The sequence below is a fragment of the Blautia sp. HCP3S3_G3 genome, from assembly GCF_052063365.1.
In the GTDB taxonomy this organism is placed as follows: domain Bacteria; phylum Bacillota; class Clostridia; order Lachnospirales; family Lachnospiraceae; genus Blautia_A.
This window is the reverse complement of sequence record NZ_JBQHXR010000033.1, coordinates 1-25,942: the sequence shown is the minus strand read 5'-3', so window position 1 is coordinate 25,942 and position 25,942 is coordinate 1. Positions and strand designations below refer to the sequence as shown.

Sequence of the window (25,942 nt, the reverse complement as noted above, 5' to 3'; positions counted from 1 at the left end):
ATACAGAGAAATGTCCATTCCTATGGCTCCTTCTTCTGAGATATTTATTGATGATATATTGAAAAAATCCTTGATATTCAAGGAAAAAAGACTTGACTTAATAGGGAGGAACAGACGATGGTATCCAATTATGAAATCATGCGCAATCAAATGCGTGGAGAGTTTGTAAAGTATAATCAGGAAAAAATGATAAAAAAGTTTTCGCTTAGAAATGATGAAAGTTACATTTATATAGAGTTTATGTTAAGAGAATACAGAATTAATCGTAAAACCGGAAAGGTAGAATGGTCAGAAAATAGTTTTTCAACAAGTGTTGAAGCAGATTATAATGAATCTATGACGATTTATGACATACTTTGTTATTCAAAAGATGACTGTAGCCTTTCAGGAAATTACTGTCCGGTTTATATGCTGAAAGGAACAGTGAAATCAAGTGGTGTTGGAATCAATATTTTTCAGAAGTCAGCAGATGGATTCAACGGGAAACGAAAGGAACTGGAAACTGTATGCACCATTTTTGGAGAAAAACTTGAATTAAAAGGTGATGTGGCAGCAAAATTGTATCCTTTTACTTTTTTACCGGTTATCATCCAATACTGGGAGGCAGATGAAGAATTTCCTGCAAATCTTAAGTTTATGTTTGATGAGAATATTTTGGATTATATGCATTTTGAAACGATTTTTTTTATGATGGGGCATATTGTGAAGAGAATAGAGGAAATGATGAAAATTAATTTCAATGATAGGTTAGAATGTCAGCTTGATTTGTCTTTGAACAAATAACATCTTGCCAAAAATAAACCAAAAAACAGTACCGTGAATCGTCTATTTATGATATTCTGAAAAAAGATGGATAAAAAACAAAAGTTTAAAAGTACAGCAGCTAATGCATAACGGATTAACTGCTTATCCCTGTTCAGGAGGCATAAATCAATGAGCAATTTCAGACTTTCCTGCTGCAGATTATTTCAGCAGCATCCCCTTGTAAAGTATCGTACCGCAGCAAATAACGGTCATTACGAATTGCGAGTTTTATTGATAGGCTCCGGCTCACGCATGGATACTATCTTTCAGGAGATTCTGGTCAATGGCCAGCTTCTTGATACCAGTTTATATGTAACTGTTTTAACAGCAAATCCCACCCGCTCGGCAAATGCCCTGCTGTCCAAAGCTCCCGAATTAAAGAATTATGCAAAAATCACTCACAATCATACCGAATTAAATGCTCCGGAAGGTGACAGGGTTTATGCAGATATTCATTATCGTTCCCTGGGCAGAGATGAGGCGACTCTTACTCAGATTCTTTCTGAAATATCCGCGTCCGGCTACAATTATATTGTGATCTCAACAGGTAAGGATCCACAGAATCTGGCTTATGCCAGAGCCTTTTCATCCATATTTGGATCAGGATCCATCATCTCCTATGTACAAAACAAGAAACCTGAATGTACGATTCATGCAAAATCTGATACATTTGCTTTTGGTTTTCAGAAAGATACTTCTTATCTTGAACAGCTGGAAACGATTGCCTACAATCTTCATTATTCTTATTGTAAAGCATCTAATGACCACGTTACGGACGATCAGATCCGCTCTGCATTTATAGAACCATACAATTACATATCAAACCTGGAGGCAGCCATGCATATCCAGGAAAAACTGGAATGCTGCGGAATTGATACCACTGATCATCGTCTTGCCGCAGAAAAGTTTGCGAAACTGATGGATGAAAATCCATCTATTATTAATCGCCTTGCCGCACTTGAGCATCGTCGCTGGATGATTGAAAAGATCCTGAAAGGTTTTATTCAGGTTCCAACTCTCGATCTGATTTACAGCGGTTCAGATATCACTACACATGACAGTTCCAACAAATGGCATGTATGTCTTGTACCATGCAATGAAACCAGTCAGATTACTTTATCTGATTGGAAATCCCCTGCTAAAAATCATCCTGAACTGGATCCGCTTGATCAGCTTTCATTAAAGCTTCATGTAAAATGCGGACAGATTTCCAATAATAACCGGGAGATAATTGAAGAGTCACTTTCTTTGATTCGCAGCTCTGCAGAACGCATCTTCCATGGTCAGGACCAGATATTATCCTGCATGTACTCTATGGAACTTGCTATTTCCCAAATGTGGCAGAACAAACGCAGTGCTCTGGCCATCTACGAGGGAAACTTTCATACACTGTTCAAGGAAGCATCATCTGTAAATAGTTCATCTGCATTTCATTTACAGCAGTCTCTGTCTGCACTAAATGATGCTCTTGCACCATTAAAGGAATACATTTCCTTCAAGGATTACAAGGAGCAGGATCGCCTTCTTATCCGTCAGATTCCATTTGCATTGACTCATAAAAAACAGCCGGTTCTTCTAAAATTACTGGCAGAAAAAGAAACGGATTGTTTATATACTACCTGTCAGTTAGAGCCTCATTGCTCTGTATTTGCCGGTATCATTGCATCCCATAATGATTATCTGAATTTGAAAGAGACAATTCCAAATATCCATAAATTCCTAAATCAGTATTATCCTGCTGTTTCTCAGGAATACCATATGATTCTTTCAGATAAGCTGGCTGAAAATCATGCAGACAAGCTGAAGGAAATTGCACCCGAATCCATTCATCTGCACATGGTAAATGAAATCTGTTATGCGTCCGTTTCACAGGTTCTGCAGAATATTGCCCAATCAGTATGTGCCGATTATATTGACGTGACCAATGGAAATCCATTGCTGATGATGTGTGCCAATAATGCTTTCTGATCTTCCCAGTTGTCGATAAGCAAAACCGTTTCTTTATCGTCCATCGGGAAGAAATACTCGTATTTCAAATTGCCGGCTTCAGCACGAGGCTGCGATTCGATATAAAGTCTGTCCCCGTTATGATGTTCTTTTCCCTCTCCATCATGAATGTTTACCAATTTTACTAAATTCTTCATATTTCGTTTCCTCCTGACTTATTTTCATTTGCAAAAATTATAGCAAACGGTACATTTTTGTAAATCAAAACACCCGGTTCACAATTCCGGCAAACACCGGCAGTCCCGTTCTCTTATGCATAATTGCAAACAAAAACGGCCTGTCCAGATATACTTCCCTGTACTCTTCCTCCTCCCATGGCAATGCTGCACTTACCTCACATTCACTATATGTGACTGCCACTGCTTTGGTACCGTTCCGGTCAACCTGAACATACACTTTCTGAACAATCTCTTCCACATGAGCCTGTCTCCTCATAATTACCGGACTCATATCCGCACCTTCTTCAAAGATTCTTTTTATCCCCAGTTTTTTCAAAGGCTCACTGAGGTTTTCCACAGAAGAATACGTAAACTCCGGAATTTTTACGTATACTTTCATGTTCGTTCCATTTCGATACAGATCATAAAGTTCTCCGGCAATTCCTTTTTTCATAAGCTCTTCTATTCTGGTTCCGGGATCATCTGGAAGCAGCGCCATAAACTCATACTCTCCGCCTTTATAAGGTTTCGCAAATCCGGAAACACCGTCTGCATGGATGTAAGTATCCTCTTCACTGAAAAGCATCGTGACTTTTTCCTGCTCTCCATCCGAATTTGTAAAATCTTCCTTTTCCTTAACAGCACGTTCCGTATACTCGTTCATCCACTCCGCAAGAAATACTGCTGCATTAAGCAAAATAAAATCCGGCTGTGCATTTGGAGAAATAAGAGAGCCGATTATTCCTTTTGTTTTGGTGCTCACCCATTCATTTACTGCCTGTGCAGCATCTCCCTGGCAAAACAGTTCCGCTTCCGGAAATGTTCTTCTAAACCTGTCCATGAATTTCGGCTGAATAAACGGCAGATATTTTTGATTTACAGCAAAGGCATCTGCATTTGCAAAAAAAGTTTCCCTCTCTGCTTTCAGCTCCAGAAGAAGTTCCGTTAACTTTTCTCTGAATCTGTTTTCATTCATATAACCAGCATATCCAAGAAAATCCGTGATTTCATCTCTGGTTCGTCCTGCTGCCGTATTTTCAAGCATTGCTGCAATGACAAATGCAGATAATGGAGAAAAAAACATATTATCTCCCGTATGGGACTCCGATATCGCTTCCCACAACTTACGGACAATTCTCATGTAAACCTGTTCAAACTCTCTCATAACGTGCCTCCTTACTTCCTGTTAAAGTCTTTCTTTCCCTCAAAATCAACAATTTTTATATATTCAGCAGGAATGGTGGAACGGCTGATTGCCTCCCACCCGAAACGCTCCTCTATTCCGAAATCATCCGGAATCTGTATTTCAAGTAAAATCAGTTTTTCTCTGTCATAAACATATCGGATCATATCCCCGAACCAGTGCTGCATCGCATAATTCACTTCATCCTTTTCCAGGAACATATACACTCCCGGAAGCTGTTCCATCACCATATCGGATAAAAAACCATACTGCGGCACCAGACCATACTCCTGAATCGATTCCCAGTTATCAATGGATGTGATGTGATACATCGTCTTCATATTCTATCCCCATTTCTTCTTAAAAAATTTTATACCTCTACAAACCATCTGTATTCGTCCTTTTCTATATTTTCCTTTATAGAATCTACCGTAATTTCAGAATGCAGCGATAACCACATGTGAAGGAATTCCATTTCAAGCGGACCACCGAAATTTTCTCTGTCATTTGACCAAAACCATTCCTCATGGGTATCCGGCTCAGGATACCTTAATACATCATCTTCTTTTAAATGTTTTCCATCAAAATTTCCAAAAGCACCTACAATCTCTTCTTTTTCCTGATAGGTAAAAGAATCGCGCCATGGAGCCAGCTCATACTTTTCATCAATAACCGGATACATCAGATATTCATTTGTAATTTTTTCGCCGCTATCCCATGCGAATGACTTAACCGAGACAATTCTGTGATCTTTATAAGCCACACACAATACAACATTTCCATTGTGGATTCTTCTGTAAATGCTGTTTCCGACATCAGCGCTGCTGTCATACACATATGAGGAAACGAAGCCATCCCACTTCTGTTTCTGCCTGTTTTCTGTTACTTTAAACTTCCTGAACTTTCCAAACGATTTTCTGCTCATCAAAGATAACGAATATCGTTTAAAGTAAACAGGAAAACGATTTCGATCAGCTTCCTTCCGTTTTCGGTTATTTTTTGCCATTTTTTCAAGGGACGGCGAACCCTCCCACACAATGGAACAATCTGCCAGCGCATAGTCGGCAAGCTTTTCTGCAGAATCCGGAAGTGTCACGATTTCTTTCACTTTTGATCCGGAAAATGCGAAATCTTCGATTACTTCCAGGGTCTCCGGAAGAATCACAGAATCCACATTCAGATGATTCATGGAAAATGATTTCAACACACGAACCCCTTCCGGTACTTCTAATTTTTCGGAATCTCCGGCAAAAGTAACGTACATCCGGTCTTCCTGTATGTAGAAGTTCCCCCATCTGGCTATGCTCCAGGGAACATTGTGGAAAGATTCCACTCCAAAAATAATGGTATCATCTGCTGCATACTCACAATCATCATAGATATATTTAAAATTCTGCCGATCCGTTTCCATACTGACGAGCTTCTTGCAATCCCGGAATGCATAGGCATGAATCCGTCTCAAAGAATGAGGAAGAACCACTTTCTCCAGATTCCTGCAGTTTCTGAAAGCATTGACACCAACCTCGGTAATCCCTTCCATAATACGGATTTCCAATATCCGATCTTTCACAGAGTCCCAAGGTGCACATGGATTGCTTCCGCAATCACAGTCTTCGATCACTCCTTTTCCATCCACAATCAGAACACCATATTCGTTCAGTTCCCAGTTAATCATATTCTTTTCAACAACTGTATCTTTGCTATTTTTTTCCATAACATATACCTCCTTAAACGGAAATATCTGCTTATGCAGACATCACGAAGCATAAAAGTGACAAATTTTCCTATCCACCGTTACAGCCTTTCCTGAATTCTCTTCTCCAGTAAATAAACTATGAAATTTTCAAGGTGCAGCATTTCTGTTCTGATACAAGGCAATTCTTTAACAATCAACTTGTCTTCATCTATATTACATGTATGGATAAAAATTATTTTAAATTTCCAGTACATCGGAGTTTTGTATCAAAAGAAAATACAAAGCCCTTTCCTTTGATACAATTTTTTATATTACAGGAAAATGCGGAGCACTTTCCTGTAATATAAAAAAACGGTACACCTGACACCAAGCCGGGTACACCGTTCTCTTTCCATTATATTTTTTTGAAACATTTCCTGACGTTATCTCTCCAAAAAACTTCAGAACCGCAGACAACTGCACAACATTTTTTATATTTTTTCCACAACTCTATACGTATCTGCAAAATCTCTCCCCGAAATCACATACATATCCTCCGCTTTTGTGATATTGATGAAACCTCCTGCATCCACCTTCCATTCTTTTCCCCATTGTATAATATGAATTGCCTCGCATAATCTGATAAATTTCTGCTGCCCGCCGACTGGTCGGAAAATACCTGGAACCTGCGGATCCGGTTCATATTTTTTTTGAAATGTTGTGTCATCAATAATCCATTCATTTCTGTTCCCATTCTGATCAACCGCTTCCTGCCCGTCCTCATCAAGTTTTGTTACTACCCATCCGGGAACTCCTGTTTCCGCATCTACAGACACCACTGCTTCCTTTTCTAAAACCGGTTCACCATTAGAATCCACACTCCATGAAATTATCTTCTCTCCTGGCTCACCCCTTCGTGCCGCAATCCGGGCAGTCTTTTCCGCAATAACAGTCTGAGCCCCTTTATTCTCAAGTTCAAGGACATATACCTGAAGATTATCAATTTTTCTATAAGCTGTTTCGTTTTTTTTGTTTTCCGTCATATTTTTCTCCTCATTTTCTTACCTTTCATAGAAAGTTTCTTTTCCCTATATTATCAGGTATACAAAATAAAATTTTAACGTTTATAATTCATGATAAATACAGAAATTAATTAAATTCTTTCACCAGTTTTTTGAATTTTCCATATCCTGAATGAGCTTCGAAACTGCAGAAACTATGCTTTGAAAAAAGTATAACAAACGATATATTTTTTGTAAACCCAAGACAAATAGAATGCCGCATGCTATACTAAGAGAAGCCACAGAGTATGTCAGAAAGCAATTTGCAAACACGCTCTAAGCTATCCACCATTACAATCAAAGGAGGCAAAACCATGGAAAACCAGTTTGAAGAATATGTTACCTTTCATATTACAGCCCGCGATGGTTCCGATGTCGAAATGGCTGTGGTAGATGAGTTTGATTTTGAAAAGAAACACTATGTCGTAGGTGCTGTTGTCAAAGATGACGTAATTGATGATGAAGGAATCTATATTTACGAAAGTATGATCGACGGCGACGATTTCACCGTTCAGAAGATAAAAAAGGACTTTGATTACAGACGCATCGCCAGGGCATATATGGAAATGGACGAAGAATAACCATATGGATTTAGAAAAGAATCACGATAAAACTCAAAAACTTACTTGATTGCTATAAATTTCAGTTTTTGCAGACAGTGGGCAGAAAAAATAATTCTTCTGCCCACTGTCCTGAAAAACAATCATGCTGTAATCCCCCTTACAGAATCACCATTTTTCCTCTGCCTCTGTTTTTTGCCTCATAAAGTGCCCGGTCTGCCGCCTCATACAACTCATTAAATCCTGCTTCCGGTTCTGCAAATACCACACCCATCGAAATACCAGTTCCTCCGGAAGCTGCCTTCAGTGTCATATTCACTTTATCAAAAATCTGCTGCGCTCGTTCCTGCATCTGCTCCTGCCTGGTATCTTTATCAAAAAAGAGCATTGCCGCAAACTCATCACCGCCCATACGGCAGGCACGATCCTCTTTACGCAGAGAGGTCATAATCGTCTGTGCCACGAGTATCAAAAATTTATCTCCATTATGATGCCCGAACGTGTCATTATATTCCTTGAACTTATCTACATCCATAATCATCATCAGAATCCTGGATTTTCCTTCCAGAATCTTTAATTCCACATCACTGCGAAAAGAAGCATGATTCAAAAGTCCCGTAAGAGAATCTCTCCGATAAGTACGCTCCCAATGCCGAAGCCTTATCTGCGCTTTATTCTGTTCCGCATCCATCAGCATCTTCATAGAATATGTATTGGAAATATTCACAATAACAATTTCAGACCGTCCTGCACGAACCGCAGAATCATAATACATTCTGCCAAAACAGAACACATAAATATCTGAACCATCTTTCCGCCGAAGCTTATGTTCCTGAAAAACAAGAGGACTTTTCGCAAGACTGGCATTCGTCTGACACAAATATTCTGTACGCTCCTCGGAAGGAATCAGATCTGCCTGCAGCATATGTTTCCCGCGGATTTCTTCCTTTGAATAACCGGTAAGCTTCTCAAAATTCTCATCCACATCCACAATTCTCATAGATTCATCCAGAAGATATCGGCTGTAAGGAATCGGATGAACACTATATCCCTTTACTTCTTCATTCTTCCCGGCGCCCTCATATCCAGTTTTCCTCTCTTTCGATTTTTCCTCATCCGCACAGATTTTTTCCACAATTACTTTGTTCTCTCTCAACATCCTTAAAAATTCCGATACAATAAACGGGTCAAACTGACTTCCCGCACAGTGTCTTAATTCCTCCATTGCACTGGAAACCGACATGGCAGGCCTGTAAATCCGATCATTAGTCATCGCATCATACGCATCCACCACCGCAATCACCCTGGATAAAAGCGGAATACTTTCACAGCTCAGACCATCCGGATAGCCCTTTCCATCCCAGCGTTCATGATGGTGACGAATTTCCTCGGCAATCCCTTTCAATTCGTTATTGCTGTTTGCAATCACATACCCTTTTTCTGTATGAGATTTAATGATTTTCCATTCCTCATCAGAAAGTTTACCCGGTTTATTCAAAATTTCCAGCGGAATTCCGATCTTGCCGATATCATGCAGAAGACAAAGCAGTGACAACTGACTCTGCTGAATATCGGAAAGCCCGATTCTCTTTCCCAGTTCCGCCCCCATCAGCTGCGTACGGCGTACGTGGTGTTCCGTATCGCTGTCACATTCCTGCAAAGCCCTGATCAGAGACGTAAGCATTTCGGAATGAATCGATTCCTGATCCAGAAGTTTTTTCGCACGCATCGCCGTCGTTGCCACATGTATCGCCTGAAGAATATCCGGTGCTTCCTCTGACGTAGTACTGACTGCATACTGGATTTTTTCGGAAAAATGTTCATTCACCTGCCGCAGACATTCCTGCATTTCCTCTTCACTTCTACGACTGCACAAACCAATGAGATTTGCTTCCAGTCCCCTCACATAATAAGTTCCCTTTGGGAAATATTGCCTCATCGTATCTGCAAGCATCCGGATTTTCTGATTTCCCACACTGCTTCCCATCGTGCTGTTGATCACGGAAAGACTGTTTATATCACAGATTGCCACTGCTGTCTGGCTTGCAAAATGATCGCTGCTTTCCCGTGCGAACCGCTGGAAACTCTCCCAGTTCTGAAATCCTGTAAGCAAGTCTGTTTCCAAAGCTGCATCTGAAAACACAAACAACTGTCCAAGTATCTGATCTTTTGCATTTTTCAGTCTTCGGATATCACAGCGGAGAGGTCTTTCTTCCTCACTGTTTTTTATATAACACTGCACAGAAAAACTGTCATTTTCCTTTTCTGTATTCAGTGCAAGATTGTAACAATTCAGAAAATCTTCTGCAACAGAACATTTTTCCTGCTGAATTCCTCCAAGCAGATGATCTGCCCGTTTATTATAAAGAATCAGATTATCATTATAATCAAACAGGACAATTCCCTGATCAATATTCTCAAACACACTGGTTTTTAACCGGTTCAGCATTCCATGTGTAGAATAATCAAAACAGCTCCAGTACAGCATAAATGCCGTAAGGCTATAACCACAGATAGAATAATCCAGCAGATTATATACATTCACTCCCGGCCAGAACAGAAACACACCATTCACAATAACAACCGTCAGAATCCCCATAACCGCATAACGATACTGAGCTCCGTATTCTTTTGGAACGCGGAATTGTTTTCGTAGCAGCAGCACCAGGATCACTGCAACAAGAGAATAGGTAAAAATCAGATGCATCCAGTAAAGAGGTTTCATCTCGTAACTGTATTTCGCAATAAATGTATTTCGCCGTATATAACTGATTGCAATTTCCCTGAACGGATTTACTGCAAAAACCATGACCTCAAACAGTGTATATAAGCCGATCAGCCTGAGGATTCTTTTTCCTCTCCTGGTAAATTTCCCTTTCGTAAAACACACGGTAAATATAAGAACACAGAGCAGCATAATATCTATGCTGACAAAATAGATACTGGACATAATCGACATACACAGATAACTGTCATTCAGAATACTGATCAGATAACTGATATCCACCAAAGCCGCTACCGCGCAGCCATAACCCAGAAACCTTCCTGTCGTACTTTTTTTGCGAATGGATTTCATGGCCAGAATCACATCAACCACTGCAATCAGGATTGATATTTTTATATAACAGTCCAAAAAGATCTCATTCATACCCATCCCCCCCGTTGTTTCATTTACGATGTACCATCTATTTAATGATAGTATAAAATATGTACAAATAATTGTAAACAAAAATCATGGCATCAAACAAATTCTCAAATGGGCTGCTTTGAATATTTTTATCATTTTATTTTCTGTTTCGTTTGACAAATTAACCTAATAAAGTGTGTAATTATTCAGCACTAATCAATAGAATTTTATAAATTTATCGACATCAAACAGATGCATCAGCGTTTCTTTCATCAGGGATTTTAAGAGACGCTTTTTTTATTTTTAGAAAGGAACAGCAAATGCACTTCCATGATATGCCAGTACTCACTGGTGAGAGTGTTCTCTTCCTGTTCCAGAGGAATCAATCTGCTGTCATATCCGTCCAGCCCTCCATATTACACATGACCTTGGTGTCGTTGCCAATATGGCAGACAAAGTAGCCGTCATGTATGCAGGAAAAATCGTAGAATACGGCACGGCAGACGACATTTTTTATGATCCGAAACATCCTTACACCTGGGCACTGCTTTCCTCCATGCCGTCTCTGGATACCAGGGATACACTGGAAGCAATTCCGGGCACTCCGCCTAACATGATCTATCCGCCAAAAGGCGATGCATTTGCAGACCGCAATAAATATGCCATGAAGATCGACTTTGAGAAAGAACCTCCTTTTTTCAAAGTCTCAGATACTCATTATGCAGCAACCTGGCTGCTGCACCCCGATTCGCCCAAAGTTGATCCACCAAGAAGCGTCACTGACCGAATCAAAGCAATGAAAAAAATGGAGGTACCAGGTAATGTGTGAAAACGAAAATATTCTTGAAGTCAGGCATCTGAAACAATATTTCGGAAAAAAAGATTTCAAGGCAGTGGATGATATCAGTTTCACTGTAAAAAAAGGGGAAGTTGTCGGAATTGTAGGAGAATCCGGCTGTGGAAAAACAACAACCGGCCGTTCCATTATCAAGCTGTACAATGCAACTTCCGGGGATGTTTATTTTAAAGGACAGCGTATTGTCGCAGGCACCCGTTCCTACACAGATGCTATTGCAGAGGAACGCAAAGCTTCCAGAGAAAGAATTGCAGCATTAAAAAAAGAAGGCAAAAAGGATGAAATAAAAGCTGAGAAAGACCATCTGAAAGTCTTTACAGAAGAACAGAAAAATCTCATAAAAGAAGCAAAAAACGATCACAAAAACTGCGTTTCTCTTTATCGTGAACGTCTTACAAAAGAAATCAACGAGGAGTACGATGAAAAAGAAAAAGCAGCTGCCGGGAATTCCACAAAACTTGATCAGCTGAAAAAAGAACGACAGGAAAAACTGAAAAATGCCTCCAGAGAAAACATAGTAACCAGAATCCAGATGATTTTCCAGGATCCTATTGCTTCTCTGGATCCGCGTATGACCATTCGCGAGATCATAGCCGAAGGCCTGATCATTCAGGGCATTCGCGATCAGAAATACATCGATGAAAAAGTATATGAAGTGCTGGAAAAAGTTGGTCTTGTAAAAGAACATGCATCCCGCTATCCCCACGAATTTTCCGGTGGACAGAGACAGCGTATCGGCATTGCCCGTGCCATCATTATGAATCCGGATCTGATCATCGCAGACGAACCGGTCAGCACGCTGGACGTATCCATTCAGGCACAGGTTATCAATCTTCTGAACGAACTCCGTAAGGAAATGGGACTTACCATTCTGTTCATCGCTCATGACCTGTCTGTAGTAAAATATTTTTCAAACAGAATCATTGTTATGTATTTCGGAAAGATTGTTGAAATTGCAGACTCCGATGAACTTTTCAGCCATCCGCTTCACCCTTACACCTGCTCTCTTCTTTCAGCGATTCCTCTCCCGGATCCGCATTATGAAAAACAGCGAAAACGAATTGTCTATGTTCCCGAAGATGAACATGATTACTCCATGGAACAGCCAACATTGCGGGAAATCGCACCAGGACATTTTGTAAGCTGCAATACAGAAGAATTTGAAAAATACCGCAAAAAGCTGGTGAACGCATGAAACACAGAAAACTCTAAGTTCTTACCTGATTGCAGTAGCAATAGCTGCTGCAATCGCACTGCTTGTCATCTGGTATGAAATCAGCACCTACGGAAACACCGGAGAACTATTGCTCTCTTACTGCAGCGATGGATTCTTTACCGCAGCAGTATTCTACATAGGCTTCGGTATTCTGATGTTCATCTCTGAAGCAGGCAATTTTTATGGAATCCAATATCTTGGCCACATGGTAGTCTGTCTGTTTTCCTTCCGCAAAGGACGCTTTAATAACAGAAAAGATTACTTTACTTATTGCACAGAAAAAAAAGCCCAGCAAAAAGACCGTGGCAGATCCACCGGAAAATGGACACTTCTTGTCACCGGTCTGGGCTGTCTTGCTCTTTCGCTGTTTTTTGCATTGTCAATGAATTAGAAATTTTCTGAAAGTGTTGGAATGGCACAATATAACCGTGGAATAATGGGGCGAAAGCCCTGTTATTCCACGCATCAGAAATGCAAAAACAAATAAATTCTCTGTTTCTTTTTCATATTTTTCATCCCATCTGTTATATTCTTTGCCTGACAGTCTGTATTATTCAGACAAACCTTCACTTTACAATCGAAAATCCTAGAGCGTGTTTGAAAATTGCTCTATCTTTCTTCCAAAATTTCTGTATAATAGTATCATACATCAGTCACAGACTCTTTACAAATCCATAGAAAGATAGGGGGATTACATAATGGTTGCATCAGGTTTTATTCTGGGTATGTGCGCCTTTATTATGATTGGTATTGGTATTTCCCAGTTCCGAAGTACCGATCCCGTCGGATTCTATAATGGAGAAAAACCTCCCAAAAAAGAAGAACTTACAGACGTAACAGCATGGAACAAAAAGCATGGTACCATGTGGATTCTCTATGGAATCGTTATCATTCTTTCCTGGGTCATAGGATTTTTTATCGGAGACACCCTCTGGTATCTGATTCCATTTCTCGCTGCAATCATTTTACCTCTGTTGGTTATGATCTGGTACCATCATCATCTGATAAAACGATATAAAAGGCCAACCCAAAAGTAAATTTCAGTACAAAATTTGCCTCAAATGAGGGAATCATAGTGAACTGTGTTAACCGAATCCAAGGCAAGTAAGTTACCGGTAGAGAGTGTAAAATAAAGTGTGTAAGTTACCGGTAACAAAACTTACGCACTTTATTTTACACTCTCATTTTTATGTGAAAGCGCGATACACTCAACACATCACAGTTCGCTCCATGCACATATCCTCAATATTCCTTCAAAATTTCCGTAATGCCATACATTTCTTTAAATGCCTTCAAATCCCCATCGTTACGAATCACCATAACTTCTTCAAAATGCCCCGTAGCAATATCTTTAAATCCTGCCACTTGCTCGCCAGTACAAATACTGCAGTGTATTACCGCCTTCTGTTTCTGCGGATCATACTGCTGTGCCGGCATTTTCCGTTTCTTCTTTCTTCCAAACATAATTCTTCCCTCTCGCGTAAAACAGCTTTCCCAGCTTTCTATCTACCGTTCATTTTGCTTCTCACAAGATCAAAATGACTCACGGCTTTTCATCATACTAATATAATCCACAATAAACAGAAAACAACATGCATCCTTATACAAATCGCCTCTTCAAAAATCGTATCTCACTACTGCGCAATTCTTCACGCCGAAAGCCGCATATTCCTCATTCGTCATATCTGTAAAATAAGATTGTACAACTCTTGCAATCCCATTATGTGCCACAAGAATATACGTTTTTTCCTCTGATTTTTCTTTGATTTCATCCAGAAGATTGTAAATTCTCTGTGCCAGACGCAAAGTAGACTCCCCGCCCTCATGGCTGCAGGCAAAAAACTCTTTTGCTTTCCTGAACTCTGCTCCGTCTCTTGGCGTAGATTCCCATTTGCCAAAATTCTGCTCGATCAGCCTCGGTTCTACTCTCGCCGGAATTCCCGTTACCTCTGAAATATGCATTGCTGTATCCCTGGCTCTGATCAAGGGAGAATAAAGAATCTCATCTGCAGTAATACCTTCTGCAAGGATCTTCTTCCCTGTCTCAATTGCCTGCTGATGGCCAAACTCAGTAAGTTCAATATCCGTTGCACCACAAATCTTATTTTCTACATTCCATACAGTCTGTCCGTGTCTCACAAAATAAAAATGTCCCATGATTCAAACTTTTCCCTTTCGCAAATCTATTGTCCGAGCAATTACTTTTCGCTTCACTTCTTTTTTCAATTAATTCTTTATTCTCTTTTTTATTTTATCAATTCCGTTTTTCTCTTGACTTTTTTATTCAATCATTTCCTTCTTCTCTTTTTTATTTTATCAATTCCGTTTTTCTCTTCTTTATCATCCAATCAATACCTGTTTCCCAGAATACCGACACAGATAATCACACAAATAATTAATAGATGCTGCGGCGATTTCATCTGTCATATCTGCTTTTACTGAGGAAATGTAATCCTTATCAGACTCTCGCAATATCCGGTCTGTGTTTATATAGTCATATTTGCTGTACAATCTTACCAGCTTCTGTATAATTGCACTTCTTGCCCCTTTATAAGTTGTCGCTTTTATATCTGCAAAACTCATAAAAATCGTCGGATATTTTCCCTGCAGTTCCTGATATTCCGGATATCCCCATATGGACAGGTCCTCGAACAAATCTTCCCTGCCTGCGTATTTATCAGAAAAAAAGGCTTCCGTCATACTCATATTCAATGTTTTTCCAAAGCGGCGCGGACGTGTAATCAAAGTAACAACGTCCAGATTTTCCCACCACTCCTTAATAAAAGAAGTTTTATCAATATAAAAACTGTGCTTTTCTCTGATGGATTGAAAATCCTGATTTCCAATGGAAATAACTGGTTTCATTGAATCGCCCTCCTCTGATAAATTCGACTTAATCTTTTATTAATTTCCCAATGCTGATTTTATATATCATACAATTTTATACGTTACACAAATTGATAGGTTTTTATCTGTAATATTTTTTCAATAACGTATATCCACTATTTTTTAGAAATCCATACCTTTTCTCTTTGATTACTTACTCTTGCGGACAAATTACCCTTTTACGCATATCTATCCACATATTCTTTTTCATTCAGAGTTTTTATAACAAGTTATTATTACCATTAAAATTATTATACCAAATCTCTTCTCAAAATAACACCGGCTTTTGCATCACTCTTTCAATTCTAAATGAAAAGATCTACTTACACATGTAATTACCACCAAAAAAGTTTCACGTGAAACATTTCAATATAATACCAAACAAAAAAAGTGGAAACGGTCCTATAATCAAGAACCATTCCCACTTCATTATTTTCCAAACACAAAAGATACTATAATTCTTTTGTCCTATCATATTGCTGTTTTTTAATAATGCAGCTGCCCCTGCAGCCAGATAATTCCTTTAAATCGTCTCCCCACCTGAGGTTCCCCGAGAAGATCATTTCTGTTGATACAAACATCAAATATCATGTCGTTACTGTCAATGGTCATCTGGCAGATTTCTTCTCCGGTGAGTGTATTCTGAAATGTCATACAATCCAGAATTTCTCCCATAACATTATACTGGTCGCATTCGATTCCATGCGGCATAAAATAAGAATCCACAATGGTAAAAACATCATCTGTCACAATCCTCTGAGAAATCATGGAATACGTATCCATATCCTCCATCGTCAGACTTTCCATTGCATCTTCATCGCCTTCTCTGGCTGCTGCAATCAGATTCGTTCTATTCTGACTCATTTCTTTTTCCACTTTAACCGCTTCTTTATCTTTCTGAACAGGAAAAAGAATTTTTCCTTCTGATGCAAGACCGGAAAGAGTCAGCGGATGACTGCCTGCATGGACATGATCTTTATAATCTTCCAGCATATACTCTGCAGCATTCTGCAGATAAAAAATCAGCGTAATTCCGATTCTCAGGTCATCACAGGCGCCCGCAAACGATTCCTTATCTGCATGGCGTTCCACAATCACATTTTCCTGCGTGGTGATTCCCGTGCCCCGAAAAAACGGAAAATAATATTCCACATGGAACCTATTATCTTCATCGTACAGCCCGCATACAGTAATTCCGCAATCGCATCCATAATTCTTGGAAAATTCCGCAAACACACCTTCTGAATGGTTTTCTACCGTTGTTTTTTCATCATAATTTCTGACAACATCACGGATAATTTCATTCATTTCACCGCGTTTTTTGATTTTAGAAAAACCTACTGCTTTTAAATATTTGTGCACAAGACCACCTCCCTGAATCGTTATCGATAAACCCCTTTTCCTTATGCCTGAGTCTTTTTCTCAATCTTTGTCATACCACCCATATATGGCTGCAGTGCCTTTGGAATGCTGACAGATCCGTCTGCATTCAGGTTATTCTCAAGAAATGCGATCAGCATTCTTGGCGGAGCCACAACTGTATTGTTCAAAGTATGTGCCAGATATTTCTTGCCATCTTTTCCATTTACACGGATTTTCAGACGACGTGCCTGTGCATCGCCAAGATTGGAGCAGCTTCCAACCTCAAAATACTTTTTCTGTCTTGGAGACCATGCTTCTACATCAAGGGATTTCACCTTGAGATCAGCCAGGTCACCGGAACAGCATTCCAGAGTACGCACCGGAATGTCAAGAGAGCGGAACAGATCAACCGTATTCTGCCATAATTTTTCAAACCACATCGGACTTTCTTCCGGTTTGCAGACAACGATCATTTCCTGTTTTTCAAACTGGTGAATACGATAAACGCCACGTTCCTCCAGACCATGAGCACCCTTTTCCTTACGGAAACATGGAGAATAGCTGGTGAGAGTTTTCGGCAGTTCTTCTTCCGGAATAATCTGGTCAATGAATTTACCGATCATGGAATGCTCACTGGTTCCGATCAGATACAGGTCTTCGCCCTCGATCTTATACATCATGGCATCCATTTCTGCAAAGCTCATAACACCGGTAACAACGTTGCTTCGAATCATAAAAGGTGGTACACAGTAAGTGAAACCCCTGTTGATCATAAAATCACGGGCATAGGAAATAACTGCAGAATGAAGTCTTGCAATATCCCCCATCAGATAATAAAATCCATTTCCTGCCACTCTTCTTGCGCTGTCCAGATCAATTCCGTTGAAGCTTTCCATAATCTCTGTATGATACGGAATTTCAAAATCCGGGACAACCGGCTCACCAAATTTCTCAATCTCAACATTTTCACTGTCATCTTTACCTATCGGTACAGATGGATCAATGATATTCGGAATTACCATCATATTTTTGAGAAGTTCCTCTTCCACTTCTTTTTCTCTTGCGGAAAGCTCTTCAATACGTGTTCCGGAAGCAGCGACCTGTTTCTTTACTTCCTCAGCCTCTTCTCTCTTACCCTGTCCCATAAGAGCACCAATCTGTTTGGAAATCTTATTTCTCTCAGCACGCAGAGCTTCCACTTCCTGTTTGATTTCTCTGTTTTCTTTGTCAAGTTCCAGAACCTTATCTACCAGTTCCAGCTTGCTGTCCTGAAATTTATTTCGAATATTCTGTTTTACAATCTCAGGATTTTCTCTTACAAATTTAATATCTAACATTTTATTTCCTCCTCAAAATGCTCTGTATTTTAGTTTATTTGTATTTTAGTTTATTTGCATTTTACTTTGTCTGTATTTTACTTTATTATCAAATGAGCAAATTTTCAAACACACTCTAAAATACGTTATATGTGGACAATAAGAAGCCTAAATCATGAATTTTGTGTACTTTTCGGTATTCGCTCATTTATCGTTTATTATAGTATCTGCATTGCTGCAGGTATTATTTTATTCACTGATTCACGGATGTTTTTTCCTTGTTTATCGGTTTTTTATTTTCAACATCGTCAAAAGCAATCATGAAAAAACCATCCTCATCTTTTATGAAAAAATTATACCAACATCCAAAATAAAAAATTCAAATGCACTCATAAATTACTCACAAATCACTCATAGATTCTGATAGTGTTTGACTACAGGGCAATGGATGATACCATTTTTTCCTTCTATCACTTCAGTCAATCCCCAATGGCTCTTTATAGATTTTATCTGCTTTCTTCCGTCAACTCTTCAATTCCGTAATTCACAGCTTTACGAAGTGCTTCCACCTCTTCCTGACTGAGCATCACATAGGACTCTCCTTTTACGATTTCTTTGAGATAAAGGAAACAATTATCTCTGCTGTGAACTGCATTCAAAATCAATCCATTGTTTTCTTTGTCCAGCATCGCAAGCGCAAAACTGAGTTTTCCACCAACATCATCAAAAGCATCATACTTTTCCACACCATATTTGCTGTAACTGATATCCAGTTTCTTTTTGATGTACTCAATGGAATGTTCATGATCCTCTTTTGCCTCGTACAGACGGTCAATCTGCGCAAATTTTCTTACAAATGTCTTTTCCAGCGACTGTGCATCACTGCCCTTCATAAACATCTTATATTTCCGCTCCAGACGACTTAAGCGCATATTAGCGCTGACGGACTGAACAAGCAGTATGATCACCAGGAGCAGCAATACAATTATGATGATTCCTGGATCTATTCCCAGGCTGTCAAAAATCATACTCATTTATGCTTCTCCCTATCCGATGGATTCAAACAGATCAATAATCCGTTCAAGATCATCCTTAGAATAATATTCTATCTCAATTTTCCCTTTGTTGTTCTTCTTTCTGTTAATAAAAACACGAGTACCCATGATACCCTTCATTTTTTCTTCCAGGCTCTCATAAATAGCATCTTCCGCTGTGTTGCTGTATGTTTCTTTTTTCTTCGGCGGTTCTGTCATCTGTTTCACAAGTCGCTCTGTTTCTCTTACACTGAGCTTCTCGTCGAAAATTTTCATGGCTACATTATACTGCTTGTCGCCATCTGAGACAGAAAGAATTGCCCTTGCATGTCCTGCTGAAATCATATCATCAATCAGCATTTGCTGTACTCTTTCATCCAGTTTCAAAAGCCTCATGGAATTTGTAACTGCAGTTCTGCTTCTGGAAACGCGGTCAGCAATTTCATCCTGTTTCATGTGAAACTCTTCCAGCAGTCGTTTGTAAGCCATCGCTTCTTCAATAGGATTCAGATCTTCTCTCTGGATATTCTCAATAAGAGAAATTTCTACAATCTCCTGATCATTAAATTCCTTGACAATTACCGGAACTTCCTTTAATCCGGCAATTTTTGCTGCTCTCCAGCGGCGTTCTCCGGCAATTATTTCATAGTAATCCTTTTTATTGGACACAAGAAGTGGTTGAAGTATACCGTACTGTTTAATGGACTCCGAAAGTTCTAACAAAGCATCTTCATTAAACTGTTTTCTCGGCTGATTTCTGTTCGGCTCCACTTTAGAAATTTTAACCAGTGTTTCCGCGCTTTTCGGAAGTATTGCCTCTTTCTTCAAAGCGGATTCTGTTTTCTCTCTTGAAACTGCTGTTTTGGGTTTTTCCTGGGGGGATTTATCAGGAAATAATGCATCCAGGCCCCTGCCCAACCCTGACTTCTTTACTGCCATTATTCATCCTCCCTGTTAATAACCTCCTCTGCCAGGAGACGATAGCTTTCTGCTCCTGCAGATTTTGAATCATAAATATTTATCGGTTGTCCATAGCTTGGAGCTTCTGCAAGTCTGACATTTCTAGGGATAATCGTTTTGTAAATATTTTGTTTCAGGTTGTCTTTTACATTTTCTACCACCTGAAGAGACAGATTAGTTCTTGCATCATACATCGTAAATACAACGCCTTCTATTTTCAGGTGTTTATTCAGCCTATCCTTAACCAGTTCAATTGTATGAATCAACTGGGAAAGGCCTTCTAATGCATAATATTCACACTGAATCGGCACCAGAACCGATGTTGCAGCCGTCAGCGCATTAATTGTAAGCATACTCAATGACGGCGGACAATCCATAATGATGTAGTCATACTTTCTGCGAATCTTATCAGTTGCTTTTTTCAAAATATATTCTTTCTCATCAACACCAATCAGCTCTATTTCAGCTCCGGAAAGATTCACATTTGAAGGAATCAAATCAACATTTTCAACAACATCTTTTATGATTACATCTTTCACGTCCACTTCGCCCAACAAAAGTTCATACAGTGTATTTTCTACCGCATTCTTGTCTACCCCAAGGCCACTCGTTGTGTTCCCCTGCGGATCTATATCAATTGTAAGAACCTTTTTCCCCTGTTCAGCAAGGCATGCTGATAAATTAATTGCCGTCGTAGATTTACCAACTCCACCTTTCTGATTCGCTACTGCTATAATTCTTCCCAAAATTCTACCTCCTTATTTAAGGCTAAAGACATTATAGCACGTTTATTTTTAGTATGCCACATAATGTTTCACGTGAAACATAGAAATTTACTTTTTTATTCAATATTTTTTGTGTATTTTGTTTTGCCAAAGCCATCTTCATAACTATAAGCAAGCATATATCAAATATTGTGTAAAAGTAAAGGCATCTCCTGATCGATAAGGCACAATTGCAACAACCAGAAAACAACGTACACATATCAGAAAGGAAGTAGCCATTGTAATTTGTATACATCATGCTAATGAGATTTACAATTATCTTTAGCAGTTAAAACTCGATTTTTATCAGATAATCTGGCGTTTGATAACGATAACCCTCTTTTTTTCGATTCTGGTTACAGAGGGAAAACGATTGGTTTTGTCAAAAACAGCTTTTCGCCATAGGACCACGATTTTTCATTTTCCAATTATGAAAAACAGAACAGATTCAGACTCGAAAAGGTTCTGAAAACAAATGAGATCCCGGTTGTGATTTACTAGAGCGTGTTTGAAATTGCTTTCCGACAGATGTGCGTCACAATTTGTAGGAAATTTGACTCAAATGAGGGAGGCATAGAGGGCTATGTTGACCGAATGCGAGGCAAATTCCCCGCAAAGCGGGGCGTGCAGATGGCGGAAATGCATTTCCAAACACGCTCTAGCAGAATATTATCTTGAGCATCAAAAAATTCTTCTGGTCATGGATGTCCCCAACACCCATGGTCTTATATGGTCTGATTGCAATATAAAAGATATCATGCATAGAAGTCACGCAGTTATGAAAGGCAGCTGGAAATACACTACTTCCTCAAGCACAGAAGTTTGTTGAACATTGCCGAAATTGAGTTGAATATAACGATAAGACAATGTCTTTCCAGAAGGTTGGATTACGTTTCTATGGTTGAGAAACAGTTGGAAACATTAGAAAAAGCGAGGATTGAGGAATGCAAGAAACTGACACGGCAATTTACAACGTCACAGGCTCGCAAAAACTCATCTCTCTTTATCCTAAATTCGGAGAATCCGGGGAATAAGCCCCCATAAATCGCCATTATTTTCGAGTGGTCACTACGCCAGTATAACTCGCAATAAATAATCGCCCATTTCTCTGACCAGTTATATGTACTTTATATATAGTTGTATATATAGCTGTACATATAACCGGACTTATTATAATTATAAAGAAGGTTGTCAGCGTTTCCAAAGGAAAATCAGCGAAAAACAGGTTACAGTCTTGTATCAATCCATTCAAAACGGGACGTATTTGGAAAGTTCCAAAAGATATTCATAAAAAATAAATTCTGTCCATCCTGTACTTTCATAATATAGTTGTGCTGTTCCACACTTGACAAACCCATACTTTTCATACAATCTCTGTGCAGGTATATTCGTTTTTATAGCATCGAGTCTTACAGCACATTTTTTCATATCAACAGCCATTTTCATAATCAGGTCAATCATCGCTACTGCCAGCCCTTTTCCCTGCTGTTCCGGATCGATTGCAAGTAAATGAATAACAGAAACCTCCTCATCAGCCGCTTCAATCTGCCATGAAATGCTTCTGTAACCAGAATTTTGTGCCTTTGTCACAACAACAGCCCCTGACAGGCTGCCATCAACAAGCAGTAAATACATTTCCTCATTTTTTATATAATATATCCAATCTTCATCAGTTGGATATATTCCTTTTTTCCATTGCAGTATATCTGCATAACTTTCAGAACTATCCAGTAATTTCTCATATAATCTCTGTATCATATTAAGCTCAGACAATGTAGCTTTCTTTAATTCTATATTCATCACATCATCTCCTTGTTTCATGCTATTCGCTTTTTAATATACTGTAAATGTCAATTTACTACTCTGTTCAACTACACAACAAATGAAATTTGTTTCCTTATTCCTCAGCTTTGCTTTCCGTATAGAACAAACAGTTCAATGGCACTTCCTTTTTCTCTAAATCCAATACAGCCTGCAGTTCCTCTGAACTCGTAAAACCTCTGCTCTAATACATTTGGCAAATACAAGCGTTTGGTCTGTGTAGAGGCAAAGAAGTTTTCCCTGTTTTCCCGCCTCAAATGCAGACAGCAGAACTATTCCAACACCTTTTATCTTACCATTTGAAACGACAGCAAGAAAATATTTTCCTACCTGGAGTATATTTATCGTTAAAAGCCTGATACACATTTCTTGATTAGTTTTATCATAATCGCCAACACCTTTACTAATAACATCGTTCCATAAACAATATACCAATAGTGTAGAATATTTCTTCGAGTGTGTATAGAAAAAGCGTACACATAGAGGTACGTTGAGACTTTTTATCATGCACGCTTGGAGAAATAGGCAAGTTATTTGGTGTAGTTATTTTAAAAATAAATGTACAATCTACAAATTTCTGCAACCAATCAAAAGTCCAGTCATAAACTGCTTGTCAACTACTGTAATACTTTTTTTTGCCTCGCCCTTCATATCTGCCAACAGAGTTCCCCGTAAGTTAACCCTTCATTCACATAAACTCAAGCTTTTGCAGCCCGATCCAGTTCCATATCCCAAAGTATTTTGCATACAGATTTAAAGCCACACTGCTCATTCAGATCAACATGTTTCACGTGAAACATACTCGACCGAAAAAGACATTGTAAAAACAACTATTTAGGCGTATAATATAAATATAAACAATTTCTTCAATTTCATATTTATGTAGCAATTACAATATCGTAGTTTTTCGTTAAAAATCTTATCTTTTTCAAAACAAGTATCAAATCTCAAAGGCCCTACTTGCTTTTTATAAAACTGCGATAAAAAATTCGACCAAAAGGAGGCTTTTGTATGAAAAACAAAAACAGACTTCTTACTTTTGCAGCATTATTTTCATCAGCAACTTTTGCTATTCATATTATCAATAAAGTTATTGCTGCATCCGCGTCCCTCAAAGAGATGCTTGATGCTTCTCAAAAAAGCACTTATAACTGGAGATTTGGTCAAATTCATTATACAAAAATCGGAAAAGGAACTCCAATCTTATTAATACATGACACACTTCCAGGTTCGTCCAGCTATGAATGGCATCATGTTGAAAAACAGCTTGCGATGGAGCACACTGTTTATAGCATAGATCTGCTTGGATATGGTTCTTCAGAAAAGCCAGGTATTACTTATACAAACTTTGTATATACACAATTAATCTGCGATTTTGTAAAAGACATCATCAGGGAAAAAACAGACATAATTGCCAGCGGATTTTCATCTTCTTTTGCTATTATGGCATGCCGTAACGAGAAAAACTATTTTGATAAGCTTATGCTTATTAACCCTCCAAGCATTAATTCTCTCAAACAAATGCCATCCAAAAAAGATAAAATATTAAAATGTCTTCTGGAAATTCCTGTTTTTGGAACTTTAGTTTATCATATCGTTGTTTCACGTGAAAGTCTCAATAATACTTTTATTGAAAAACTCTATTATAATCCATTCCATGTTGACACAGATATGATTGATGCATATTACGAAGCTTCTCACGTCGGCGGTGCTTATGCAAAAACGTCATATGCATGTTATGCTTCCAAATACATGAATATTAATATTAGCCAAAATCTAAAAACAATAGATAACAGTATTCTAATTGTCAAAGGTGAATCAGAATTTAACAGTGATTCTATTGTTAATAATTATTGCACGATCAACCCCGCAATCGAAACTGTCACAATTGGTAAATCCAAGCATTTTCCTCATATTGAAAATGCTGAAAGTTTTCTTGAGCAAGCCGGGATTTTCTTTTAATGTAACATACCCCCACTTAAATCATAGATTTTAAAGTGGGGGACTCTTTTCAATGGCTTTCATAATCAAGTATCTGCAGCCTTCGCGTGTCCCGCGATTGATATTTGCCCGAATCCGGGCGTTTTTTGTTTTATTGTATAAAAGCAGACGCATTCCACCTTTTCTATACTATGCAATCAACATCCTTCTTGCTTATTCACGGATATTGACCATTCCATTTTACTCTGTCCATGACATTTTCCGCACTCACATCTGTAAATTCGTTCGAAAAGCTTCAGTTTCATTTTTACTTTCCCGCATATACAACATTTCTTACTTTCTAATGGCACAGAGCCACTTTCCTCTTCTTTTCCTATAGAGTTTGTGTAAAAATTGCTTTCAGACAGATATGCATCACAATTTATGGGAAATTCGATTCAAATAAGGGAGGCACAGCGGACTATATTGACTGAACCAGTTTAGGAAGCTTCAGTCTTCTATCTGCCAGTACGATATTTCCATTCAAAAGGTTTATGGTGTAACTGTTCCGGTTCTTATGCTTAGATTTAAATTTCAGAAAGCCAGACTGCAATCTTTGGAAGAAATTCCGACACGCCCTTTCCAAATTCAGCTGCACATTGGCAAGAGTCAGAAAATCCACTTTCTTCAGAAAAGTCTACTGCTTTTATACTTGGCAGGCGTGTTCTTTAGCATTCTTCCGGTTATCTGATACTCTATGTTCTTATCAGACAGCATGGTATTATGAAGAAATCTTCAACATCCAAATATCTTTGATAATAAAGTATCCTTTCATTTTCAACTAATTATATCATAACACATTTCATAAACAGAATAAGTGTTCTTTTTAGTTTTTGGCAATTCATCTCACCATCTACAGAAGCGAGAGAATTCCTGCTTAGTTAAAGTGTGCTTTAGTTAATTACAGCGGGTTTTAATGAATTAGACGTTAGTTCTGTATTAATCCGTGGGGATTTTTTGCGTTTGGTTGTGCTATGGTTTTCACCGAAACTTCCGTTCAGGGCGAAACTCTGTGAAGGGGGAGGCGTGAAAAACCGTACGCGAAAGAGAGCTCCTGAGAGTGTGAAACGGCGAATTGTCAGCGGAGCTAACGGCACGTTATAATAGATGCTTTTATCTCCCTGACTGCGCTGTCAGTCTGCATAAATCACTTTGTCAGCGGAGAAACGGCA

24 protein-coding genes are annotated in these 25,942 nt (G+C 38.8%); 8 read left to right on the top strand and 16 right to left on the bottom strand.

The features are described from left to right. Positions 1–117: 117 nt before the first annotated feature. Together ACTNEW_RS15300 and ACTNEW_RS15295 are read left to right on the top strand one after the other, a co-directional pair. A complete protein-coding gene (locus tag ACTNEW_RS15300) occupies positions 118–783 on the top strand; it encodes a DUF3786 domain-containing protein (protein ID WP_441062544.1) in 666 nt (221 codons plus the stop codon). 150 nt (positions 784–933) lie between these two features. Further along, the gene (locus ACTNEW_RS15295) at positions 934–2,772 is read left to right on the top strand and encodes a hypothetical protein (protein ID WP_441062542.1); all 1,839 of its coding nucleotides are present in this window, start codon (positions 934–936) and stop codon (positions 2,770–2,772) included. On the opposite strand, the gene ACTNEW_RS15290 is transcribed toward ACTNEW_RS15295, so the two are convergent. The 5 genes from ACTNEW_RS15290 to ACTNEW_RS15270 all read right to left on the bottom strand — a co-directional run bounded on the left by ACTNEW_RS15290 (position 2,712) and on the right by ACTNEW_RS15270 (position 6,870). Then, positions 2,712–2,948: a putative quinol monooxygenase gene (locus ACTNEW_RS15290; protein ID WP_441062540.1), complete on the bottom strand. Its 237-nt coding sequence runs from the start codon at positions 2,946–2,948 to the stop codon at positions 2,712–2,714. The genes ACTNEW_RS15295 and ACTNEW_RS15290 overlap by 61 nt on opposite strands. A gap of 64 nt (positions 2,949–3,012) precedes the next feature. Beyond that, positions 3,013–4,134, bottom strand: a complete 1,122-nt coding sequence (locus ACTNEW_RS15285; RefSeq protein ID WP_441062538.1) for a serpin family protein — start codon at positions 4,132–4,134, stop codon at positions 3,013–3,015. 11 nt (positions 4,135–4,145) lie between these two features. Next, complete coding sequence (locus ACTNEW_RS15280) at positions 4,146–4,493, bottom strand: hypothetical protein (protein ID WP_441062536.1); 348 nt, start codon at positions 4,491–4,493, stop codon at positions 4,146–4,148. A gap of 29 nt (positions 4,494–4,522) precedes the next feature. After that, a complete protein-coding gene (locus tag ACTNEW_RS15275) occupies positions 4,523–5,866 on the bottom strand; it encodes a leucine-rich repeat domain-containing protein (protein ID WP_441062534.1) in 1,344 nt (447 codons plus the stop codon). A 452-nt stretch (positions 5,867–6,318) separates the two neighbouring features. Next, the gene (locus tag ACTNEW_RS15270) at positions 6,319–6,870 is read right to left on the bottom strand and encodes a hypothetical protein (RefSeq protein ID WP_441062532.1); all 552 of its coding nucleotides are present in this window, start codon (positions 6,868–6,870) and stop codon (positions 6,319–6,321) included. Between the two features lie 332 nt (positions 6,871–7,202). Between ACTNEW_RS15270 and ACTNEW_RS15265 the strand changes: the two genes are divergently transcribed. After that, positions 7,203–7,469 carry a DUF1292 domain-containing protein gene (locus ACTNEW_RS15265; protein ID WP_441062530.1) on the top strand — a complete coding sequence of 89 codons (267 nt, stop codon included), beginning with the start codon at positions 7,203–7,205 and terminating at the stop codon, positions 7,467–7,469. Between the two features lie 139 nt (positions 7,470–7,608). Here ACTNEW_RS15265 and ACTNEW_RS15260 read toward each other — a convergent pair whose 3' ends face one another. Next, positions 7,609–10,596 carry a diguanylate cyclase domain-containing protein gene (locus ACTNEW_RS15260; RefSeq protein WP_441062528.1) on the bottom strand — a complete coding sequence of 996 codons (2,988 nt, stop codon included), beginning with the start codon at positions 10,594–10,596 and terminating at the stop codon, positions 7,609–7,611. A 424-nt stretch (positions 10,597–11,020) separates the two neighbouring features. Here ACTNEW_RS15260 and ACTNEW_RS15255 point away from each other — a divergent pair, with 424 nt between their 5' ends. The 4 genes from ACTNEW_RS15255 to ACTNEW_RS15240 all read left to right on the top strand — a co-directional run bounded on the left by ACTNEW_RS15255 (position 11,021) and on the right by ACTNEW_RS15240 (position 13,684). Beyond that, a complete protein-coding gene (locus ACTNEW_RS15255) occupies positions 11,021–11,404 on the top strand; it encodes an oligopeptide/dipeptide ABC transporter ATP-binding protein (protein WP_441062526.1) in 384 nt (127 codons plus the stop codon). Further along, positions 11,397–12,626, top strand: coding sequence for an ABC transporter ATP-binding protein (locus ACTNEW_RS15250; protein WP_441062524.1), 1,230 nt, complete (start codon positions 11,397–11,399; stop codon positions 12,624–12,626). Before ACTNEW_RS15255 ends, ACTNEW_RS15250 begins: the two co-directional genes overlap by 8 nt. A 109-nt stretch (positions 12,627–12,735) precedes the next feature. After that, positions 12,736–13,038, top strand: coding sequence for a DUF3899 domain-containing protein (locus tag ACTNEW_RS15245; RefSeq protein ID WP_441062522.1), 303 nt, complete (start codon positions 12,736–12,738; stop codon positions 13,036–13,038). A gap of 307 nt (positions 13,039–13,345) precedes the next feature. After that, on the top strand, positions 13,346–13,684 hold the full coding sequence (locus ACTNEW_RS15240) for a hypothetical protein (RefSeq protein WP_441062520.1): 339 nt from the start codon (positions 13,346–13,348) through the stop codon (positions 13,682–13,684). Positions 13,685–13,889: 205 nt separating this feature from the next. On the opposite strand, the gene ACTNEW_RS15235 is transcribed toward ACTNEW_RS15240, so the two are convergent. The 10 genes from ACTNEW_RS15235 to ACTNEW_RS15190 form a co-directional block, all read right to left on the bottom strand. Further along, a complete protein-coding gene (locus tag ACTNEW_RS15235; RefSeq protein WP_441062548.1) occupies positions 13,890–14,084 on the bottom strand; it encodes an aspartate dehydrogenase in 195 nt (64 codons plus the stop codon). Positions 14,085–14,264: 180 nt separating this feature from the next. Continuing rightward, entirely contained in the window at positions 14,265–14,804 is a 540-nt protein-coding gene (locus ACTNEW_RS15230; RefSeq protein ID WP_441062519.1) for a histidine phosphatase family protein, read from the bottom strand. 183 nt (positions 14,805–14,987) lie between these two features. After that, positions 14,988–15,512: an AAA family ATPase gene (locus tag ACTNEW_RS15225; protein WP_441062517.1), complete on the bottom strand. Its 525-nt coding sequence runs from the start codon at positions 15,510–15,512 to the stop codon at positions 14,988–14,990. Between the two features lie 507 nt (positions 15,513–16,019). Beyond that, a complete protein-coding gene (locus ACTNEW_RS15220; protein ID WP_441062515.1) occupies positions 16,020–16,895 on the bottom strand; it encodes a DUF3881 family protein in 876 nt (291 codons plus the stop codon). A 41-nt stretch (positions 16,896–16,936) separates the two neighbouring features. Next, positions 16,937–18,232 (bottom strand): serine--tRNA ligase, encoded by a 1,296-nt coding sequence (gene serS / locus ACTNEW_RS15215; RefSeq protein WP_441062513.1) that lies wholly within the window; start codon positions 18,230–18,232, stop codon positions 16,937–16,939. Between the two features lie 485 nt (positions 18,233–18,717). Next, positions 18,718–19,245 (bottom strand): DUF4446 family protein, encoded by a 528-nt coding sequence (locus tag ACTNEW_RS15210; RefSeq protein WP_441062512.1) that lies wholly within the window; start codon positions 19,243–19,245, stop codon positions 18,718–18,720. 12 nt (positions 19,246–19,257) lie between these two features. Then, positions 19,258–20,184: a ParB/RepB/Spo0J family partition protein gene (locus ACTNEW_RS15205; protein ID WP_441062510.1), complete on the bottom strand. Its 927-nt coding sequence runs from the start codon at positions 20,182–20,184 to the stop codon at positions 19,258–19,260. Next, positions 20,184–20,951, bottom strand: coding sequence for a ParA family protein (locus tag ACTNEW_RS15200; protein ID WP_441062509.1), 768 nt, complete (start codon positions 20,949–20,951; stop codon positions 20,184–20,186). The genes ACTNEW_RS15205 and ACTNEW_RS15200 overlap by 1 nt, the downstream gene beginning before the upstream one ends. A 576-nt stretch (positions 20,952–21,527) precedes the next feature. After that, entirely contained in the window at positions 21,528–21,614 is an 87-nt protein-coding gene (locus ACTNEW_RS15195; RefSeq protein WP_441062546.1) for a DUF6783 domain-containing protein, read from the bottom strand. Positions 21,615–22,217: 603 nt separating this feature from the next. Beyond that, the gene (locus tag ACTNEW_RS15190) at positions 22,218–22,769 is read right to left on the bottom strand and encodes a GNAT family N-acetyltransferase (protein WP_441062507.1); all 552 of its coding nucleotides are present in this window, start codon (positions 22,767–22,769) and stop codon (positions 22,218–22,220) included. A gap of 1,032 nt (positions 22,770–23,801) precedes the next feature. Between ACTNEW_RS15190 and ACTNEW_RS15185 the strand changes: the two genes are divergently transcribed. Beyond that, complete coding sequence (locus ACTNEW_RS15185) at positions 23,802–24,752, top strand: alpha/beta fold hydrolase (protein ID WP_441062505.1); 951 nt, start codon at positions 23,802–23,804, stop codon at positions 24,750–24,752. Positions 24,753–25,942: the final 1,190 nt, after the last annotated feature.

Bases quoted from the DNA above. Each gene is read 5' to 3' on its own strand.
- ACTNEW_RS15240 (WP_441062520.1), top strand. From the start codon at position 13,346: ATGGTTGCATCAGGTTTTATTCTGGGTATGTGCGCCTTTATTATGATT.
- ACTNEW_RS15270 (WP_441062532.1), bottom strand. From the start codon at position 6,870: ATGACGGAAAACAAAAAAAACGAAACAGCTTATAGAAAAATTGATAAT.
- ACTNEW_RS15275 (WP_441062534.1), bottom strand. From the start codon at position 5,866: ATGGAAAAAAATAGCAAAGATACAGTTGTTGAAAAGAATATGATTAAC.
- ACTNEW_RS15185 (WP_441062505.1), top strand. From the start codon at position 23,802: ATGAAAAACAAAAACAGACTTCTTACTTTTGCAGCATTATTTTCATCA.
- ACTNEW_RS15235 (WP_441062548.1), bottom strand. From the start codon at position 14,084: ATGCCGGCACAGCAGTATGATCCGCAGAAACAGAAGGCGGTAATACAC.
- ACTNEW_RS15290 (WP_441062540.1), bottom strand. From the start codon at position 2,948: ATGAAGAATTTAGTAAAATTGGTAAACATTCATGATGGAGAGGGAAAA.
- ACTNEW_RS15210 (WP_441062512.1), bottom strand. From the start codon at position 19,245: ATGAGTATGATTTTTGACAGCCTGGGAATAGATCCAGGAATCATCATA.
- ACTNEW_RS15260 (WP_441062528.1), bottom strand. From the start codon at position 10,596: ATGAATGAGATCTTTTTGGACTGTTATATAAAAATATCAATCCTGATT.
- ACTNEW_RS15230 (WP_441062519.1), bottom strand. From the start codon at position 14,804: ATGGGACATTTTTATTTTGTGAGACACGGACAGACTGTATGGAATGTA.
- ACTNEW_RS15225 (WP_441062517.1), bottom strand. From the start codon at position 15,512: ATGAAACCAGTTATTTCCATTGGAAATCAGGATTTTCAATCCATCAGA.
- ACTNEW_RS15285 (WP_441062538.1), bottom strand. From the start codon at position 4,134: ATGAGAGAGTTTGAACAGGTTTACATGAGAATTGTCCGTAAGTTGTGG.
- ACTNEW_RS15250 (WP_441062524.1), top strand. From the start codon at position 11,397: ATGTGTGAAAACGAAAATATTCTTGAAGTCAGGCATCTGAAACAATAT.
- ACTNEW_RS15205 (WP_441062510.1), bottom strand. From the start codon at position 20,184: ATGGCAGTAAAGAAGTCAGGGTTGGGCAGGGGCCTGGATGCATTATTT.
- ACTNEW_RS15195 (WP_441062546.1), bottom strand. From the start codon at position 21,614: ATGCATTTCCGCCATCTGCACGCCCCGCTTTGCGGGGAATTTGCCTCG.
- ACTNEW_RS15295 (WP_441062542.1), top strand. From the start codon at position 934: ATGAGCAATTTCAGACTTTCCTGCTGCAGATTATTTCAGCAGCATCCC.
- ACTNEW_RS15265 (WP_441062530.1), top strand. From the start codon at position 7,203: ATGGAAAACCAGTTTGAAGAATATGTTACCTTTCATATTACAGCCCGC.
- serS (WP_441062513.1), bottom strand. From the start codon at position 18,232: ATGTTAGATATTAAATTTGTAAGAGAAAATCCTGAGATTGTAAAACAG.
- ACTNEW_RS15280 (WP_441062536.1), bottom strand. From the start codon at position 4,493: ATGAAGACGATGTATCACATCACATCCATTGATAACTGGGAATCGATT.
- ACTNEW_RS15255 (WP_441062526.1), top strand. From the start codon at position 11,021: ATGGCAGACAAAGTAGCCGTCATGTATGCAGGAAAAATCGTAGAATAC.
- ACTNEW_RS15300 (WP_441062544.1), top strand. From the start codon at position 118: ATGGTATCCAATTATGAAATCATGCGCAATCAAATGCGTGGAGAGTTT.
- ACTNEW_RS15190 (WP_441062507.1), bottom strand. From the start codon at position 22,769: ATGAATATAGAATTAAAGAAAGCTACATTGTCTGAGCTTAATATGATA.